Origin of the sequence: Sphingopyxis sp. H073, assembly GCF_001468395.1 — a bacterium.
In the GTDB taxonomy this organism is placed as follows: domain Bacteria; phylum Pseudomonadota; class Alphaproteobacteria; order Sphingomonadales; family Sphingomonadaceae; genus Sphingopyxis.
On record NZ_LNSG01000009.1, the window covers coordinates 133192 to 148508 of the forward strand.

Sequence of the window (15317 nt, forward strand, 5' to 3'; positions counted from 1 at the left end):
TCTTATGTCCTCAGAACCGGATCATGATCCGCCGTGCGAGCGCGGGCGAGATGCTGTTCACCAGCTGGAGCAGCTTCACCATTCCGGCGTTGACCTCGCGCTTGCCGGTGCGAATGCCCGCGACGATCTCGGCGGCGCAATCATGTGCGCTCATCTTCTTGCCGCTGCGGCCCGCGGTCATGTTGGTTTCGACGACGGGCGGCAGGGCCTCGATCACGTGGACATTACTGTCCTTCAGGAGGTGCCGGATCGCCTGCGTATAGCTGCGGAGCCCCGCCTTGGTCGCGCAATAGATCGAACCCTCGGCGCGCGGCGCAATGGCTAGGCCCGAGGTGACGTTCACGATCGCCGCCTCGGGCTGCGCGCGCAGCGTCGGCAGCAACCGGGTGCAGAGCGCGATCGGCGCATCGAGGTTGGTGCGGATGCAGTGCGCGGCGCTGTCCAGCGTGTCGGGCGTGTCGAGGTCATAGTCGCTGCCGACCCCGGCGTTGTTGACAAGGACCGCCAGCGGTTTGCCCGCCACGCCGTTGACGACTGCATCGACACCCGCCGGCGTCGACAGATCGCCCGCAATCGTCCCGAAGCCGAGCGACGCCATCGCCTGCAATTTCGCGATCGAGCGTCCGGTGACGGTCACATCCGCGCCCGCGCCCTGCAATTGCAGCGCGATCTCGCGCCCGATCCCGTCGCTGCCGCCTGTAACCAAAGCGACTTTGCCGCGAACATCCATTTGTCCCTCCCGCGCTGTTTTACCTTGGACACTATGGCGGGTCGCATCGTCCTCGCCTACATGCAAAATCATGGTTCGCCCGAACGCTCCCGACCGATTCAACGAAGAGAAATCCGCCTATGTCGTCCGCGGCGACGGCGAGGGGGCCGACAAGCCCGACCTCGAACGCGGCGCCGAGGTGATCCGCAGCGTCGTGCGTAAGCTGCCTGTCCGTCCCGGCGTGTATCGGATGCTCGATGCGCGCGGCGAGGTGTTGTACGTCGGCAAGGCGCGCGCGCTGAAGAATCGCGTCACCAACTATACGCAGGTCGCGCGGCTGCCGCAGCGGCTTCAGCGCATGGTGGCGCAGACGCGCGCGATGGAGATCGTCACCACCAACAGCGAGGCCGAGGCGCTGCTGCTCGAGGCGCAGCTGATCAAACGCTATCGCCCGCCGTACAACGTTTTACTCCGCGACGACAAAAGCTTCCCCTTCATCCTGCTCCGCACCGACCATGATTTCCCGCGCGTCCAGAAGCATCGCGGCGCGCGGCGGGCCAAGGGGCGCTATTACGGTCCGTTTGCGAGCGCCGGATCGGTCGGGCGCACGCTCAACGCGCTCCAGAAGACCTTCCTGCTGCGAAGCTGTACCGACAGCTTCTTTGCGAACCGGTCGCGCCCCTGCCTGCTCTACCAGATCCGCCGCTGCTCGGCGCCGTGCGTCGATCGCATCTCGAAGGAGGATTATGCCGGGCTGGTGAGCGACGCCCAGGATTTCCTCGAAGGCCGCTCGACCGCGGTGCAGAAACGCCTAGGCGATGCGATGACCAACGCCGCCGAGGCGATGGATTTCGAGCAGGCGGCGGTGCTTCGCGACCGGCTGAAGGCGCTGACTTTCATTCAGGGCACGCAGTCGGTCCACGCCGACGGGTTGGGAGACGCGGACGTCTTTGCGCTCGCGGCTAAGGGCGGACAGCTCTGTATCGCGGGCTTCTTCATCCGTGGCGGCCAGAATTGGGGGCATCGCAGCTTCTTCCCTGCGCACATCGCGGGCGTGCCCGAGAGCGAGGTGCTCGAAAGTTTCCTGATGCAATTCTATGAAGGCGTGCCGCCGCCGAAGCTGATCCTCGTCGATCGTGAACCCGACGAGGCAGATCTGCTGGCCGAGGCACTCGGTGAAATCGCCGGGCGCAAGGTCGAGATCAGCGTGCCGCAGCGCGGCAACCGCAAGCGGCTGCTCGAACAGGCGGTGCGCAACGCGGGGGAAGAACTCGACCGGCGGCTTGCCGAAAGCAGCACGCAGGCGAAGCTCGGCCGCGAGCTGGCCGACCTGTTCGACCTCGACGGGCCACCGCAGCGTATCGAAATCTATGACAACAGCCACATCCAGGGCACCAACGCGCTCGGCGCTATGGTCGTTGCGGGGCCGGAGGGGTGGATCAAGGGCGCATACCGCAAGTTCAACATCAAACGCGCGGAGACGCAGCCGGGCGATGATTTTGCGATGATGCGCGAGGTGTTCCAGCGCCGTTTCGCGCGCGCTATCGAAGAGGATCCCGAAAGGACGAAGGGCGAATGGCCCGACCTGGTGCTGATCGACGGCGGCAAGGGGCAGGTGTCGGCGGCGGGATCGGTGCTCGCAGAGCTTGGCATCGACGACCTGCCTTATGTCGGCGTCGCCAAGGGGCCGGATCGCAACGCCGGACGCGAGACCTTCTACCTGCCCGATGGGCGCGAATTCACCTTGCCGACGAACAATGCCGTGCTCTTCTATATCCAGCGGCTGCGCGACGAGGCGCACCGCTTCGCGATCGGCGCGCACCGTCAGAAGCGGGCGAAGGCGATGGGCAGTTCGCCGCTCGACGAGGTGCCGGGAGTCGGTCCGGCCCGCAAGAAGGCGCTGCTGATGCATTTCGGCACCGCGCGCGCGATCCGCAGCGCAAGTCTGGAGGATCTGCAAAAGGCGCCGGGCGTCAGCGCCGGCGTCGCACAGGCGGTTTATGATTTCTATAATCCGGGCAATTGAACCCGGCAGGCTGAGGAGAGGCACATGGATTTCGCAGCAACGATGCCGCTCGCTGGAACGCTGGGCGTCTCGATCCACGAGGGCAGCAAGGACCGCGTCGCGGGCAAGCTCCCGGTACGACCCGAGATCTGCACCGCGGGCAACATCGTCCATGGCGGCGCTATTATGGCCTTTGCGGACTGCCTCGGTGCGGTCGGGGCGTTCCTGACCTTGCCCGAGGGGGCCACGGGAACGACGACGATCGAGAGCAAGACCAATTTCCTCGGCGGCGGCCCGGTTGGCTCGATCCTCGTCGGCGAAGCCACCCCGGTGAAGATCGGCAAGCGCCTGTCGGTCTGGCAGACCCGCATCCGAACCGAAGAAGGCGCCGAGGTTGCGCTGGTGACGCAAACGCAGATGGTGCTTTGGCCAGCCTGACCGCCGATGCGATCGTCTGCGCGGTGCGCGCGCATGGCGAGCATGGCGCGATCCTGCGCGCGCTGACGCAGGAGGCGGGGCTCGTTGCGGGTTATGTCCGCGGCGGGCGGTCGAGGCGGCTTAGACCGATCCTGATACCGGGCAATCTCGTCGCGCTCGACCTTCGCGCGCGAACCGAGGAACAGCTTGGCGGTGCGACGGTTGAACTGCTGCAGAGCCGTGCGCCCCTGCTGGCCGAACCGCTTGCGGCGGCTTCGATCGATTGGGCGACAAGCCTGACCGCCGCGACGCTGCCCGAAAGCCAACCCTATCCCGCGCTCCATGCGGCGCTTTCCGCGGTCCTCGATGCAATCGGCGTGGCGGCATCGGCACGCCAATGGGCGGCCGCCTTGGCGCGGTACGAACTGTTGCTGCTCGCCGAACTCGGGTTTGGCCTCGACCTCGAACAATGTGTTGTGACAGGCGCACTCGACGACCTCGCTTTCGTCAGCCCCAAGTCGGGCGGGGCGGTCAGCATCGGGGCGGCGCAAGGCTATGAAGGGCGACTTTTTCGACTGCCACCTTTCCTGCGCGGCCTCGACGCCAGCCCTTCGATGACCGATGTGCTCGACGCGCTGACCATCACCGGCCATTTCCTCGCCCGTGACGTCCTCGACGGGCGCAACCGTGACTTGCTGACGGTAAGAGAAAGATTGGTCGACCGGCTGGGCAGGGCGGTTGCGTGACGCGTCGCCGCTGTCTAAGCGGCTGGCGGGACACGAAAGGGCGAAGCATTGAAAATCCTGCTGTTGGCCGGCGACGGTATCGGTCCGGAAATCATGGCGGAAGCCGAGAAGGTAATCGCGGCGCTTGCCCTGCCGGTGATGCTCGACCGCGCGCTTGTCGGGGGCGCCGCTTATGAAGCGACCGGCCATCCGCTGCCGCCCGAGACCCTGGCGAAGGCAAAGGCCGCGGATGCGCTGCTGTTCGGCGCCGTCGGCGATGCGCGGTTTGACAGCGCCCCGCGCCACCTGCGCCCCGAGCAGGCGATCCTCGGACTGCGTTCGGAGCTTGGGCTGTTTGCCAACCTTCGCCCCGCGAAACTGTTCCCGGGGCTGGAGGGCAGTTCGGCGCTGCGTCCCGAAGTCGCCTCGGCGATCGACCTGCTGATCGTTCGCGAGCTCAACGGCGACGTCTATTTCGGCGAGAAGGGCACGCGCAAGACGGCAAGCGGCGAGCGCGAAGGCTATGACATCATGTCGTACAGCGAGAGCGAAGTACGGCGCATCGCGCATGTCGCCTTCCGTGCGGCGCAAGGACGCCGCAAGCGCCTTTGCTCGGTCGACAAGGCGAATGTGCTCGAAACCTCGCAGCTGTGGCGCGACGTAGTGATCGAAGTCGCGAAGGACTATCCCGACGTCGAGCTCAGCCATATGTATGTCGACAATGCCGCGATGCAGCTGGTGCGCAATCCCGGCCAGTTCGATGTGGTCGTGACCGGCAATCTGTTCGGCGACATTCTGTCGGATCAGGCGTCGATGTGCGTGGGGTCGATCGGACTGCTCGCATCGGCATCGCTTGGCGAAGGAACGACGGGGCTTTACGAGCCGATCCATGGCAGCGCGCCCGACATCGCGGGGAAGGGGATCGCGAACCCGCTGGCGATGATCCTGTCGCTCGCAATGCTGCTCCGCCATTCGGGCGGCGACGAAGCCAATGCCGCGCGGATCGAGGCAGCGGTGGCCAGGGTGCTTGCCGAAGGCTGCCGCGGCGCCGATCTCGGCGGCAATATGGGCACCGCGGCCTTGGGTGACGCGGTCGTTGCCGCGCTGACAAACTAGTTTTACGGACGATGGCATGAAAAAGACCACGGGTTTCGATCGCAGCAAGACAAGGGGCTGGCATCCGGCAACGCAGGCCGTGCGCGGCGGCACCTGGCGCAGCGAACATGGCGAGACGTCGGAGGCGCTCTTCCTGACGTCCGGCTACACCTATGACAGCGCCGAAGAGGTCGCGGCGCGCTTTGCCGGCGAAGCGCCGGGCATGACCTATTCGCGGCTGCAGAATCCGACCGTCGCGATGCTGGAGGAACGGATCGCGCTGATGGAGGGTGCCGAGGCGTGCCGTGCCCAGGCGACGGGGATGGCGGCGATGACGACGGCATTGCTGTGCCAATTGTCCGCGGGCGACCATATCGTCGCCGGCAAGGCAGCGTTCGGATCGTGCCGCTGGCTGGTCGACAGCCTGTGCCCCCGCTTCGGGATCGAGACGACCGTCGTCGACGGCCGCGACAATGACGCGTGGGAAAAGGCGATCAGGCCGAACACGAAGGTCTTCTTTTTCGAGACTCCGGCCAATCCGACGATGGATATCGTCGACATGAAGCGTGTCTGCGCGCTCGCGAAGGCGCATGGCATCACGACCGTTGTCGACAATGCGTTCGCCACTGCCGTGCTCCAGCGGCCGCTCGAGTTCGGCGCCGACGTCGTCGCTTACTCGGCGACCAAGTTGATGGACGGGCAGGGCCGTGTTCTTGCGGGCGCCGTTTGCGGGAGCGAGAAGTTCATCAACGATGTGCTGCTGCCGTTCCAGCGAAACACCGGGCCGAACCTGTCGCCGTTCAATGCGTGGGTGGTGCTGAAAGGACTCGAGACGCTCGATCTTCGCGCGCGGCGCCAATCGGAAAACGCGCTCGCGGTCGGCAAGTTCGTCGAGAGCCGCGTCCCGCGCATCCTGCACCCTGGCCTCGCCAGCCACCCGCAGCATAATCTGGCGATGAGCCAGATGGAGGCGTGCGGCCCGATCTTCTCGTTCGTCCTAGAGGACCGCGCGCAGGCCATGGCGATGCTCAACGCGCTGGAACTCGTCGATATCAGTAACAATATCGGAGACGCGGTGAGCCTTTGCTGCCATCCCGCATCGACCACCCACTATAGCGTCAGCGCCGAAGCACGCGCGGACATGGGCGTCGTCGAGGGGATGCTGCGTATCAATGTCGGCCTCGAAGATCCGCGCGATGTGATCGCCGATCTGGACCAGGCATTGACCAAGGTCGGGCTTTAGGCGACTTTGCGATGGAGATGATCGACTCCTTCTTCCCTTTCTCGGCGACCACGGGGCCGATCACCGTGCGTGTGTCGGTCAGCTATCTGCCCGAACAGTCGCACCCGGCGCTCAGTCGCTGGTTCTGGGCCTATCATGTCCGGATCGAGAATCATGGCGAGGTACCCGCGCAGCTCCTCACCCGTCACTGGCGGATCAGCGACGGGCGCGGCCAGATCAGCGAAGTCGAGGGGGAGGGCGTCGTCGGTGAACAGCCGCTGATCCTGCCCGGCGGCGCGTTCGACTATGTTTCCGGTTGCCCGCTGCCGACCCCCGAGGGGTCGATGGTCGGCAGCTATACGATGGAGCTGGGCGACGATTCGCAGATGCTCGTTGCCATCCCGCACTTTCCCCTCGTGGCGCCTGCGACCGCGTCATGAAGCGCACCCACCTGCCGCTCAACGCGCTTCGCGTTTTCGACGCCGCTGCCCGGCATTTGAGCTTCACGCGCGCAGCCGACGAGCTCGCCGTGACTCCCGCGGCCGTCGGCCAGCAGATCCGCGCGCTCGAGGACATGCTTGGCGTGGTGCTGTTCCGCCGCACGCCAAAGGGGCTCGAACTGACGGGCGAGGCGAATGCCGGCCTCGATGCCCTGCGCCAGGGCTTCCTGCAGTTCGAGGAATCGGTTCGCGCCATGCAGGCCGGGCAATCGTCGCAGTCGCTGACGATTGCCGCGCCGCGCGACCTCACCGCAAAATGGCTCGCACCCCGGCTTGCGCGATACAGCCAGCAGGCACCCGATGTGCGCTTCACGCTCGTTTCGGCCGATGGCGGGATCGACTTCACCGAAGCGAACCTCGACCTTGCGATCTTCTGGACCGACGGAGCCGGCGAGCATGAAGGCGTACCGCTCGCCGAGGCGATGATGGTAACTGTCGCGGGGCCCGGCAGCGACAGCGACACGCGCATCGCCTGGCCCGGATGCCCGGTCGATGAAGGCGAGCCGGCCCTGCGCCTCGGCGATGCCGGGCTTGCGATCGACGCTGCAGCCAACGGTCTGGGCTATGCGAACGTCCCCGCGATGCTGGCCGAGGCCGATATCGCCGCTGGCCGCGTCCGGCTGGTGCGCGAGGCCTTTGCCGTCAAACGCGGCTATTGGCTCGTCGCCCCGACCCCGCAGTGGCGGCAGACCAAGGTCAAGGCGCTGGTCGCTGCACTGACGGTCTGATTATTTGGCGGCGAGCGCCAGCAGGCGCGTCACCAGTCCGACCAGCCGGTCGGTTTCGACATTGGCCTCGTGATTGTTCCAGCTCGCGGTCACGACGAACCATTTGCCGTCCGACTTGCGCTGGCCGAGCAGGCTCATCGACAACACGCCGTTTTCGGATCCACCCTTGTAGCCGAGGTAGCGCCACGGCTCGGCCGCGACGGGTCCAACGCCGTTGTTGATTGCCATCGCAGCCATCATCGGTGCCGAATTGCGCCGGCGCAGGTCGGCCATCAGCCGTGCGATATCCTGCGGCGACGCGAACCATTCCAGCTCGCCGATGAAGCGTGGCCCCGCCGTAAAACTGACGCCGTCAACATTGGCGAGGGTCAGTCGGCCGGCGTTGGCATCGATCAGCCTGCGCTGCGCCTTGTCGTCTGCGCCGATGAAGGCTGCACGTTCGGCGGTGAAATTATTGCCCTTGAGTGCGAAGGCCTCGACGGTCGAGAGAAAGGGGATATTGCGCGAGGGCTCGCTATGCCCCGCCGCTCGCATCCGCGCCTCGATCGCATCGCGGCCGAGAAGATGGAGCAATGTATCCGCCGCGCCATTGTCGCTCACCGAAATCATCCAGTTCGCCAGCGTCTGCAGCGTGACGGGCGTGTCCTTCGGCCAGTTTGCCGTGGCGGCCGACGAGAAACTGGAATGCGACAGGAGGACCACGTCGCGCCAGCGCCGCTTGCCCGCCGCGATCTGGGCGGCAAGCTCGTCGAGGATATAGAGTTTGAAGGTCGAGCCGACCGCATATTGTCGATCGGCGTTCGCACTCGCAATGGTGCGGATGGCATCGCCGTCGATTTCGGCGACCAGAAAGCCTGTGGCGCCCGGCAGGCCCGCCAGATCGCCGGCAATGCGATGGAAGTCGTCGCCATCGACGGTAAAGCCCGTAATCAGCAGGCCGGTAACGCGCTCGTCCGCGGTCGCTCCGACATCGAGCCTGACTGTCGCCGTCCCTTTTTCAAACCGAAGCTTGAGCGTTCCCGAGCGGCCGTCCGCCGATTGCGCGGACTCGACACCTAGCGGACGCCCATATTGCGCGATGAGGCTCCGGGTGATCTCCGCAAACCGGGACTGCGGAACCTCAGCCCGGAACATGGGTGCGAAATAGTCGTCAAATGCAATGTTTCCGGCGACAACATCGGGCAATTGCGCGGTCCGGCGCTCGAACGCGGTGGTCGCCGGAGCGGTCTGCTCAGCCGCAGTCTGCGCCGATGTTGACAGCGACAACAACGAGCAAGGCAGCGCCGCAATCGCGAAGAGAAAGCGGCGATACCCCGTTGCGCGCATATCAGGCGTCGATCGACGCCTCGTCGAGCGTCGCGGCGTTTGCCTGGATGAACTGGAAGCGATGCTCGGGATGTTTGCCCATCAATCGGTCGACGAGATCCTTGACGCCCTGACGCTCCTCATATTCCTGCGGCAGCGTGACTTTGAGCAGCGAGCGCGTCGCCGGGTCCATCGTCGTTTCCTTGAGCTGGTTCGGATTCATCTCGCCGAGACCCTTGAAACGCCCCACGTCGACCTTTTTTCCTTTGAAAACCGTCGCTTCCAGCTCCGCCCGGTGTGCGTCGTCGCGCGCATAGGCCGAAGTCGCGCCCGCCGTCAGCCGATAAAGCGGCGGCTGCGCCAGATACACATGCCCGTTGCGTACAATGTCCGGCATTTCCTGGAAGAAGAAGGTCATCAGCAAGGTCGCGATGTGTGCGCCGTCGACATCGGCATCGGTCATGATCACTATCTTGTCGTAGCGCAGCCGATCGGCGTCGCAATCCTTGCGCATTCCACAGCCGAGCGCGAGCGCGAGGTCGGCGATTTCCTGATTAGCGCGGATCTTGTCGGCGCTTGCGCTGGCCACGTTAAGGATCTTGCCACGGATCGGCAGGATCGCCTGCGTCTTGCGGTCGCGCGCCTGCTTCGCGCTACCGCCCGCGCTATCGCCTTCGACAATAAATAATTCAGTGCCTTCCGGTCCATCGTTGGCACAGTCTGTGAGCTTTCCGGGCAGACGCAACTTGCGGCCGCTCGTCGCGGTCTTGCGCTTGACCTCGCGCTCGGCCTTGCGCTTCAAACGCTCGTCCATCCGTTCGAGGACCAGCCCGAGCAACGCACGGCCGCGGTCCATATTGTCCGACAGAAAATGGTCGAAATGGTCGCGCACCGCATTTTCGGTGAAACGCGCCGCTTCCGGGCTCGAAAGCCGGTCTTTCGTCTGGCTCTGGAACTGCGGATCACGGATGAACACCGACAGCATCATCTCGCCGCCGTTGAACACGTCCTCGGCGGTGATCTGCGCCGCCTTCTTCTGCCCGATCAACTCGCCGAAGGCGCGCAGCCCCTTGGTCAGCGCGGCCCTCAGCCCCGCCTCATGCGTACCGCCGGCGGGCGTCGGAATGGTGTTGCAATACCAGCTATAGCTGCCGTCCGACCACAGCGGCCAGGCGATCGCCCATTCGGCGCGCCCCTGCTCGCCGGAAAAATCCTGCCGACCGACGAAGGGTTCGGCGGTCGCGCATTCGCGCGTCCCGATCTGCTCCTTCAAATGGTCGGCGAGGCCGCCGGGAAACTGGAACACGGCCTCGGCGGGCGTGTCGTCGCCGATCAGCTCGGGCGCGCATTTCCAGCGGATCTCGACGCCCGCGAACAGATAGGCCTTCGACCGCGCCATCCGGTACAGGCGCTGCGGCTTGAAGCGGCCATGCTCGCCAAAGATTGCGGGGTCGGGAACGAACGACACGCTGGTGCCGCGGCGGTTCGGGGTAGGGCCGAGCTCCTCGAGCGGGCCTTGCGGAACGCCTTGCGAAAAAGACTGTCTGTACAATTGCTTGGATCGCGCAACTTCGATCGTGGTTTCAATCGACAGCGCGTTCACGACGCTGACGCCGACCCCGTGGAGACCGCCAGAGGTAGCATAGGCCTTGCCCTCGAACTTGCCGCCCGAATGGAGCATGGTCATGATGACCTCGAGCGCCGATTTGCCGGGGAATTTCGGGTGCGGGTCGACCGGCATACCGCGGCCGTTGTCGATGACGGTCAGGCGATTGCCGACATCGAGAATGATCTCGATGCGCGTCGCATGGCCGGCAACGGCTTCGTCCATACTGTTGTCGATGACTTCGGCAGCAAGGTGATGGAGCGCGCGTTCGTCGGTGCCACCGATGTACATGCCGGGGCGACGGCGGACGGGTTCGAGCCCTTCCAGAACCTCGATCTGCGAGGCGTTGTAGCTTTCGGTCGCGGGCTGGTTGCTGTCGAACAAATCGTGACTCATGGGTTAGCTATACGGGGCCGGAAAGGGCGCTGGCAAGCGCGCTTTTCATGGCGCCACGGCCCGATTTGGCGGCCTCGGTTCGTCCCGTTTTCAGCACGGCGATGAAACCGGTCCATCCTACGGGGGTTGCTCCACCGACTGCAAAGTCATTCAAAAAGTGGAGAATAATATGAAATTTACAGCTCTCCTCGCTGCTTCGGCAGCGGTTCTGATGGCCGCCCCGGCCATGGCGCAGGAAACCGGTGGCCGCGACAAGGCGCAGGACTTCAACGGCGCCTATGTCACGATCGGCGGCGGTGGCACTCTGCAGGGCAGCGATCGCGGTGAAACGCTGGTCTTCGACACCGATCGCGACGGCGCCTATGGCGATACGGTCACGACGGTGGCTGGCGCAAACGCGTTCTCGCCGGGTTTCTGCAACGGCACCGCGACCGGCACAGCGAACATCGGGTGTCGCAACGACAAGGACGGGCCCGAATTCTTCGGTCGTATCGGCGTCGACCAGCGCATGGGCAATTTCGTCGTAGGCGCTTTGCTGGAGGGCGGCCACAGTGTCGCGCGCGATAGCGTCAGCGGCTTTTCGACTACCCCCGCCAGCTATACAATGAGCCGCGAGGCCGATTATCAGGGCAGTCTCCGCCTGCGTGCGGGTTATACCCCCGGCGGCGGCGCGCTTTTCTATGTAACCGGCGGCCCGGCCTATGCGCGGCTGGACAACAAGTTCGCGACGACCAACGCCGCGAATAGCTTCGCAGACAACGGAAAGACCAATGGCTGGGGCTATGCCGCGGGCGGCGGTGCCGAAATCATGGTCACGAACAGCATCGCGGTCGGCCTCGAATATCTCTACACCGATGTAAAGGACGACGATTATGCCGTGAATGTCGGCCCCGGCACCGCGCCGCCGACAAATCCCTTTCTGCTCGACAGTGGCGGCACGGATATCCAGCGCAGCGGTTCGCATTTTCGCACGCACAGCGTGCGCGGGACATTGAGCTTCCGTTTCTGACCTCTCGGAAAGCGGACGGGGAGGCGCCGGACCGTGTGGGCTCCGGCGCCTTTCGCCTGTTCAAGACAGGCTCGGCGCCGCGAAAATCGCGAAATTGCCATTTGCGCTGCTGACCAGCTTGCCTTCCTGGTAGAGCCGGGCATCGATATTGGCGACGCGCTTGCCCCGATGCAGCACCTCGGCCTCGCACGTCAGCCGACCCTCCACGACGCGCGCATGGTAGTTGAACTTGATCTCCAGCGTCGCGCACCATTGATCGTCGGGGAGCAGGCTGGTGATCGCACCGCCCATCGCCGAATCCGCGAGGCTATAGGCGACCCCGCCATGCGCCGCGCCCTGCGGGTTGAAGTGCCGCTCGCGTTCGATGTCGATCCCCATCACGCAGCGGCCATCGCCGCGCTCGACCAACTCGAGGCCGAGCGTGCGCGCAAAGTGGAAATCCTGCCCGAACGGCTTCACTGGACGCGTCTTAACGAACCCGGGGACCACCGAACGGCGGGGGCGGGGGCGGACGGCGCGTGCCGCGCGGAAGCTGAGCCTGATAGGCGCGGCCACAATGCTCGACGCAATATGGGAAGCCCGGGTTCACCGCGACGCCGCAGAAATGGAAGTCGGGCTCGCCCGGATGCCCCATCGGCCAGCGGCAGATACGGTCATTGAGGTCGAGCAGGCTCGTCTTGTCGGCGATCTCGGGGCTCGGCTTCGCGGGCACCAGTCGCCGCGGCGGCGCGGGCGGGATCGGCGCCTGCTGGTCGCCCGGACCCTGGCGAATGAAGCCGCCGGGGCCGATCGAGACGATGCGCGGCGCATCGGGCTTCGGCGGCGCTTCGGAGCCATCCTCGGCCGATGCTTCGACGACCGGCTTGGGTTCAGGTTTCGGCACCGCTGGAGCCGGACGGGGCGCGACGGGCGCCGCTGCGCGCGGCGCGGCAGGCGCCGGCGAGGCAGGCTTGGGCGCGGTGGGCGCCTTTACGGGCTTCGCGACCTTTTCGGTCGCCTTCACCGGCGACGGGCGCGACTTCAGGCCCAGGCGATGCGCCTTGCCGATCACCGCATTGCGGCTGACCCCGCCAAGTTCGTCGGCGATCTGGCTGGCGGTCAGGCCCTTTTCCCACATGCTGCGCAGCTGCTCGATGCGCTCATCGGTCCATGACATGTTTCAATTCCTCATCATTCCACGCAAGGGGCGTCCGGCGATCCGCGTTACCGATCCTTTTGGGGACCGGTTCCAGTCGCTGCCCAGCTTGCGGTAAGATCGGGGAGGCGATAGGCGAGAACGCCATGAACGACCAGCCCCAAATTTCGCGATCCGACTCGAACAACAACGCCGCGGCGCCGGCGTTTGCCGAACCCGGCGTCCCGCATATCCGGACGCTGAACGTGCCCGGCCTGCAGGCCCTATATGTCAAGGAGGTGCGGCGCTTTTTCAAGGTCCAGCTCCAGACAATCTGGGCTCCGGCGGTAACGACCCTTCTTTTTCTGGTCATTTTCACCGTTGCGCTGGGCGGCGCGGGGCGGAAAGTCATCGGCGTGCCCTTTGCCGACTTCATCGCGCCGGGGCTGATCATGATGGCGATGCTGCAGAACAGCTTCGCGAATTCCAGCTTCTCGCTGCTCGTCGGCAAGATCCAGGGCACGATCGTCGACTATCTGATGCCGCCGCTCGGCGTCGGCGAACTGGTCACCGCGCTGATCGGCGCCGCAGTCACCCGCGCGATCCTCGTCGGCTTCGCCCTCTGGCTTGCGATGCTGCTCTGGCCCGGGGTCCATGTCGGGCCTGACCATCTGTGGGCGGTCGCGCTGTTCGGCGTGCTGGGCGCGATGATGCTCGGCTTTCTGGGCCTCGTCACTTCTGTCTGGGCCGAAAAGTTCGATCATGCCGCTGCGGTGACCAATTTTGTCGTCACGCCGCTCGCACTGCTGTCGGGCACCTTCTATTCGGTCGACCGCCTCGCGCCGTGGTTTCAGGGCGTCGCGCACGCAAATCCCGTCTATTATGCGATCATGGGTTTTCGTTTCGGCTTCATCGGGACCGTCGACTCGACGATCTCGCATCCTGTGCTGACCGCGGCGCTGGTGCTGGTCGCGACCAACATCGTGCTCGGCATGATTACCTATCGCCTGCTCGTGTCGGGATGGAAGCTGAAGGCCTGACGCGCGCCCAAAGTCGCGCGATCAGTGCCGGTGGATCGAACGGACGCGATAACGGCCCTTCGCCATCCCGTCGAACAGCACCTCGATCTGCGGATGATCGACCGGACCCTGCTCTGAATCGCCCACCAGATTCTGCTGGCTGACATAGGCGATATAGGATGAATCCTCATTTTCGGCGAGCAGGTGGTAAAAGGGTTGCTCCTTCGCCGGACGAATGGCCTCGGGGATAGCCTCGTACCATTCGTCGCTGTTCGAAAAGACCGGATCGACGTCGAAAACGACGCCGCGAAAGTCGAACAGGCGGTGGCGGACGATATCGCCAGGGGCAAAGCGCGCGCGTTCGATGAGCGGAGCGGCAACGAGAGGGGAAATCTGGCCCGGCGAACCGGAAGGTGTCTTTGACGTCATATCGTCAATCTATGGCTATTTACGCCCGTTTCAAGTCCGTTACACTGGCGGGCACCGCGGCAGGCCGATTCCGGCTCTGTGACGGGGATTACAGATGCGTTGGCCGTTCGGGCTAGCTTGCTCCCTCGGCCTTCGCCCGACCGGTTCGGGTTTGCGGGCCGTCTTGACCCAGGGGAGGCGCTTTTCATGACCGAAATACCTTCGAACAATCTTCCGCCGATGGCCGCGGGCGTCATCAGCCGGGCGAAGGATATCCTTCTCAAGCCCAAGGAAACCTGGCCCGTCATCGCTGCCGAGCCCGCGACGACGCAGTCGATCTATGTGCCTTATGTGGTCTTGCTCGCAGCGATCGGGCCGCTGGCCGGCTTTATCGGCGGGCAGCTCTTCGGCATCTCGATGCTCGGGATCACCTATCATCCGCCGTTGGTCGGCGCGCTCGTGACGGCGATCGTGACCTACGGCCTCTCGCTCGCGACGGTCTTCATCCTCGCCCTCGTCATCGACGGTCTCGCGCCGAGTTTCGGCGGCCAGAAGGATCAGGTGCAGGCGCTGAAGGTCGCTGCGTACGCCGGGACGGCTGGCTGGGTGGGCGGTATCTTCGGGCTCATCCCGGCGCTCGGCATCATCGGCCTTCTGTTCGCGCTGTACGGGCTTTACCTGCTGTACCTCGGCCTGCCGGTGCTGATGAAGGCGCCACAGGACAAGGCGATCGGTTACACGGTGGTCGTGATCATCGTCTATATCGTGCTGTTCCTGATCATCGGCGCGGTGGTCGGCGCGCTGGCCGCGCCCTCGCTGGTCAGCATCAGGGGATAGGTTGCACACGCCGTCCCGGTGCATCCGGGGCGGCGTTCGCCTTGGTCAAAAAAAGAGAAAAATGGAGGAGAGTGAGGGATTCGAACCCTCGGTACCGTTGCCGGCACTTCGCATTTCGAGTGCGACGCTTTCGACCACTCAGCCAACTCTCCTCGCTGAGAGGAGACGCCCCTAGCGGCGGCCGTCGAGTCTTGCAACCCTCTCGTCACAAAATCGTTGGCC

16 protein-coding genes and 1 tRNA gene are annotated in these 15317 nt (G+C 64.8%); 10 read left to right on the forward strand and 7 right to left on the reverse strand.

Annotation, left to right across the window (positions count from 1 at the left end; genetic code table 11):
• Window positions 1-10: 10 nt before the first annotated feature.
• Window positions 11-730 carry an SDR family NAD(P)-dependent oxidoreductase gene (locus ATE64_RS16770; RefSeq protein WP_058455849.1) on the reverse strand — a complete coding sequence of 240 codons (720 nt, stop codon included), beginning with the start codon at window positions 728-730 and terminating at the stop codon, window positions 11-13.
• Between the two features lie 70 nt (window positions 731-800).
• On the opposite strand from ATE64_RS16770, the gene uvrC reads away from it, so the two are divergent.
• The 7 genes from uvrC to ATE64_RS16805 are packed head-to-tail and all read left to right on the forward strand — an operon-like array spanning window position 801 to window position 7401.
• On the forward strand, window positions 801-2735 hold the full coding sequence (uvrC, locus tag ATE64_RS16775; RefSeq protein ID WP_058455850.1) for an excinuclease ABC subunit UvrC: 1935 nt from the start codon (window positions 801-803) through the stop codon (window positions 2733-2735).
• Between the two features lie 24 nt (window positions 2736-2759).
• Window positions 2760-3152, forward strand: a complete 393-nt coding sequence (locus tag ATE64_RS16780; RefSeq protein ID WP_058455851.1) for a PaaI family thioesterase — start codon at window positions 2760-2762, stop codon at window positions 3150-3152.
• Window positions 3140-3877: a DNA repair protein RecO gene (recO, locus tag ATE64_RS16785; protein ID WP_058455852.1), complete on the forward strand. Its 738-nt coding sequence runs from the start codon at window positions 3140-3142 to the stop codon at window positions 3875-3877. Before ATE64_RS16780 ends, recO begins: the two co-directional genes overlap by 13 nt.
• A gap of 48 nt (window positions 3878-3925) precedes the next feature.
• Window positions 3926-4972, forward strand: a complete 1047-nt coding sequence (leuB, locus tag ATE64_RS16790) for a 3-isopropylmalate dehydrogenase (protein ID WP_058455853.1) — start codon at window positions 3926-3928, stop codon at window positions 4970-4972.
• Between the two features lie 16 nt (window positions 4973-4988).
• On the forward strand, window positions 4989-6194 hold the full coding sequence (locus tag ATE64_RS16795) for an aminotransferase class I/II-fold pyridoxal phosphate-dependent enzyme (protein ID WP_058455854.1): 1206 nt from the start codon (window positions 4989-4991) through the stop codon (window positions 6192-6194).
• Window positions 6195-6211: 17 nt separating this feature from the next.
• A complete protein-coding gene (apaG, locus tag ATE64_RS16800) occupies window positions 6212-6613 on the forward strand; it encodes a Co2+/Mg2+ efflux protein ApaG (protein WP_058455914.1) in 402 nt (133 codons plus the stop codon).
• Window positions 6610-7401 carry a LysR substrate-binding domain-containing protein gene (locus ATE64_RS16805; protein WP_058455855.1) on the forward strand — a complete coding sequence of 264 codons (792 nt, stop codon included), beginning with the start codon at window positions 6610-6612 and terminating at the stop codon, window positions 7399-7401. Before apaG ends, ATE64_RS16805 begins: the two co-directional genes overlap by 4 nt.
• On the opposite strand, the gene ATE64_RS16810 is transcribed toward ATE64_RS16805, so the two are convergent.
• Window positions 7402-8727, reverse strand: a complete 1326-nt coding sequence (locus ATE64_RS16810) for a serine hydrolase (protein ID WP_058455856.1) — start codon at window positions 8725-8727, stop codon at window positions 7402-7404.
• 1 nt (window position 8728) lies between these two features.
• Window positions 8729-10708 (reverse strand): DNA topoisomerase IV subunit B, encoded by a 1980-nt coding sequence (parE, locus tag ATE64_RS16815; RefSeq protein WP_058455857.1) that lies wholly within the window; start codon window positions 10706-10708, stop codon window positions 8729-8731.
• Window positions 10709-10877: 169 nt separating this feature from the next.
• Between parE and ATE64_RS16820 the strand changes: the two genes are divergently transcribed.
• The gene (locus tag ATE64_RS16820) at window positions 10878-11717 is read left to right on the forward strand and encodes an outer membrane beta-barrel protein (protein WP_058455858.1); all 840 of its coding nucleotides are present in this window, start codon (window positions 10878-10880) and stop codon (window positions 11715-11717) included.
• 60 nt (window positions 11718-11777) lie between these two features.
• Here ATE64_RS16820 and ATE64_RS16825 read toward each other — a convergent pair whose 3' ends face one another.
• Window positions 11778-12176 carry a PaaI family thioesterase gene (locus ATE64_RS16825; RefSeq protein ID WP_058455859.1) on the reverse strand — a complete coding sequence of 133 codons (399 nt, stop codon included), beginning with the start codon at window positions 12174-12176 and terminating at the stop codon, window positions 11778-11780.
• 10 nt (window positions 12177-12186) lie between these two features.
• A complete protein-coding gene (locus tag ATE64_RS16830) occupies window positions 12187-12873 on the reverse strand; it encodes a GcrA family cell cycle regulator (protein WP_058455860.1) in 687 nt (228 codons plus the stop codon).
• A 125-nt stretch (window positions 12874-12998) separates the two neighbouring features.
• Here ATE64_RS16830 and ATE64_RS16835 point away from each other — a divergent pair, with 125 nt between their 5' ends.
• A complete protein-coding gene (locus ATE64_RS16835) occupies window positions 12999-13871 on the forward strand; it encodes an ABC transporter permease (protein WP_058455861.1) in 873 nt (290 codons plus the stop codon).
• Between the two features lie 21 nt (window positions 13872-13892).
• Here ATE64_RS16835 and hspQ read toward each other — a convergent pair whose 3' ends face one another.
• Window positions 13893-14279 (reverse strand): heat shock protein HspQ, encoded by a 387-nt coding sequence (gene hspQ / locus ATE64_RS16840; protein WP_058455862.1) that lies wholly within the window; start codon window positions 14277-14279, stop codon window positions 13893-13895.
• Window positions 14280-14465: 186 nt separating this feature from the next.
• Here hspQ and ATE64_RS16845 point away from each other — a divergent pair, with 186 nt between their 5' ends.
• Window positions 14466-15095, forward strand: coding sequence for a Yip1 family protein (locus ATE64_RS16845; protein ID WP_058455863.1), 630 nt, complete (start codon window positions 14466-14468; stop codon window positions 15093-15095).
• Window positions 15096-15157: 62 nt separating this feature from the next.
• On the opposite strand, the gene ATE64_RS16850 is transcribed toward ATE64_RS16845, so the two are convergent.
• Window positions 15158-15247 (reverse strand) — tRNA-Ser (locus ATE64_RS16850).
• Window positions 15248-15317 lie beyond the last annotated feature (70 nt).

What these genes read in the sequence shown, in the direction of transcription:
- ATE64_RS16770 (WP_058455849.1), bottom strand. Translation starts at nt 730, where the DNA reads ATGGATGTTCGCGGCAAAGTCGCTTTGGTTACAGGCGGCAGCGACGGG.
- uvrC (WP_058455850.1), top strand. Translation starts at nt 801, where the DNA reads ATGGTTCGCCCGAACGCTCCCGACCGATTCAACGAAGAGAAATCCGCC.
- ATE64_RS16780 (WP_058455851.1), top strand. Translation starts at nt 2,760, where the DNA reads ATGGATTTCGCAGCAACGATGCCGCTCGCTGGAACGCTGGGCGTCTCG.
- ATE64_RS16795 (WP_058455854.1), top strand. Translation starts at nt 4,989, where the DNA reads ATGAAAAAGACCACGGGTTTCGATCGCAGCAAGACAAGGGGCTGGCAT.
- apaG (WP_058455914.1), top strand. Translation starts at nt 6,212, where the DNA reads ATGATCGACTCCTTCTTCCCTTTCTCGGCGACCACGGGGCCGATCACC.
- ATE64_RS16805 (WP_058455855.1), top strand. Translation starts at nt 6,610, where the DNA reads ATGAAGCGCACCCACCTGCCGCTCAACGCGCTTCGCGTTTTCGACGCC.
- ATE64_RS16810 (WP_058455856.1), bottom strand. Translation starts at nt 8,727, where the DNA reads ATGCGCGCAACGGGGTATCGCCGCTTTCTCTTCGCGATTGCGGCGCTG.
- parE (WP_058455857.1), bottom strand. Translation starts at nt 10,708, where the DNA reads ATGAGTCACGATTTGTTCGACAGCAACCAGCCCGCGACCGAAAGCTAC.
- ATE64_RS16820 (WP_058455858.1), top strand. Translation starts at nt 10,878, where the DNA reads ATGAAATTTACAGCTCTCCTCGCTGCTTCGGCAGCGGTTCTGATGGCC.
- ATE64_RS16830 (WP_058455860.1), bottom strand. Translation starts at nt 12,873, where the DNA reads ATGTCATGGACCGATGAGCGCATCGAGCAGCTGCGCAGCATGTGGGAA.
- ATE64_RS16835 (WP_058455861.1), top strand. Translation starts at nt 12,999, where the DNA reads ATGAACGACCAGCCCCAAATTTCGCGATCCGACTCGAACAACAACGCC.
- hspQ (WP_058455862.1), bottom strand. Translation starts at nt 14,279, where the DNA reads ATGACGTCAAAGACACCTTCCGGTTCGCCGGGCCAGATTTCCCCTCTC.
- ATE64_RS16845 (WP_058455863.1), top strand. Translation starts at nt 14,466, where the DNA reads ATGACCGAAATACCTTCGAACAATCTTCCGCCGATGGCCGCGGGCGTC.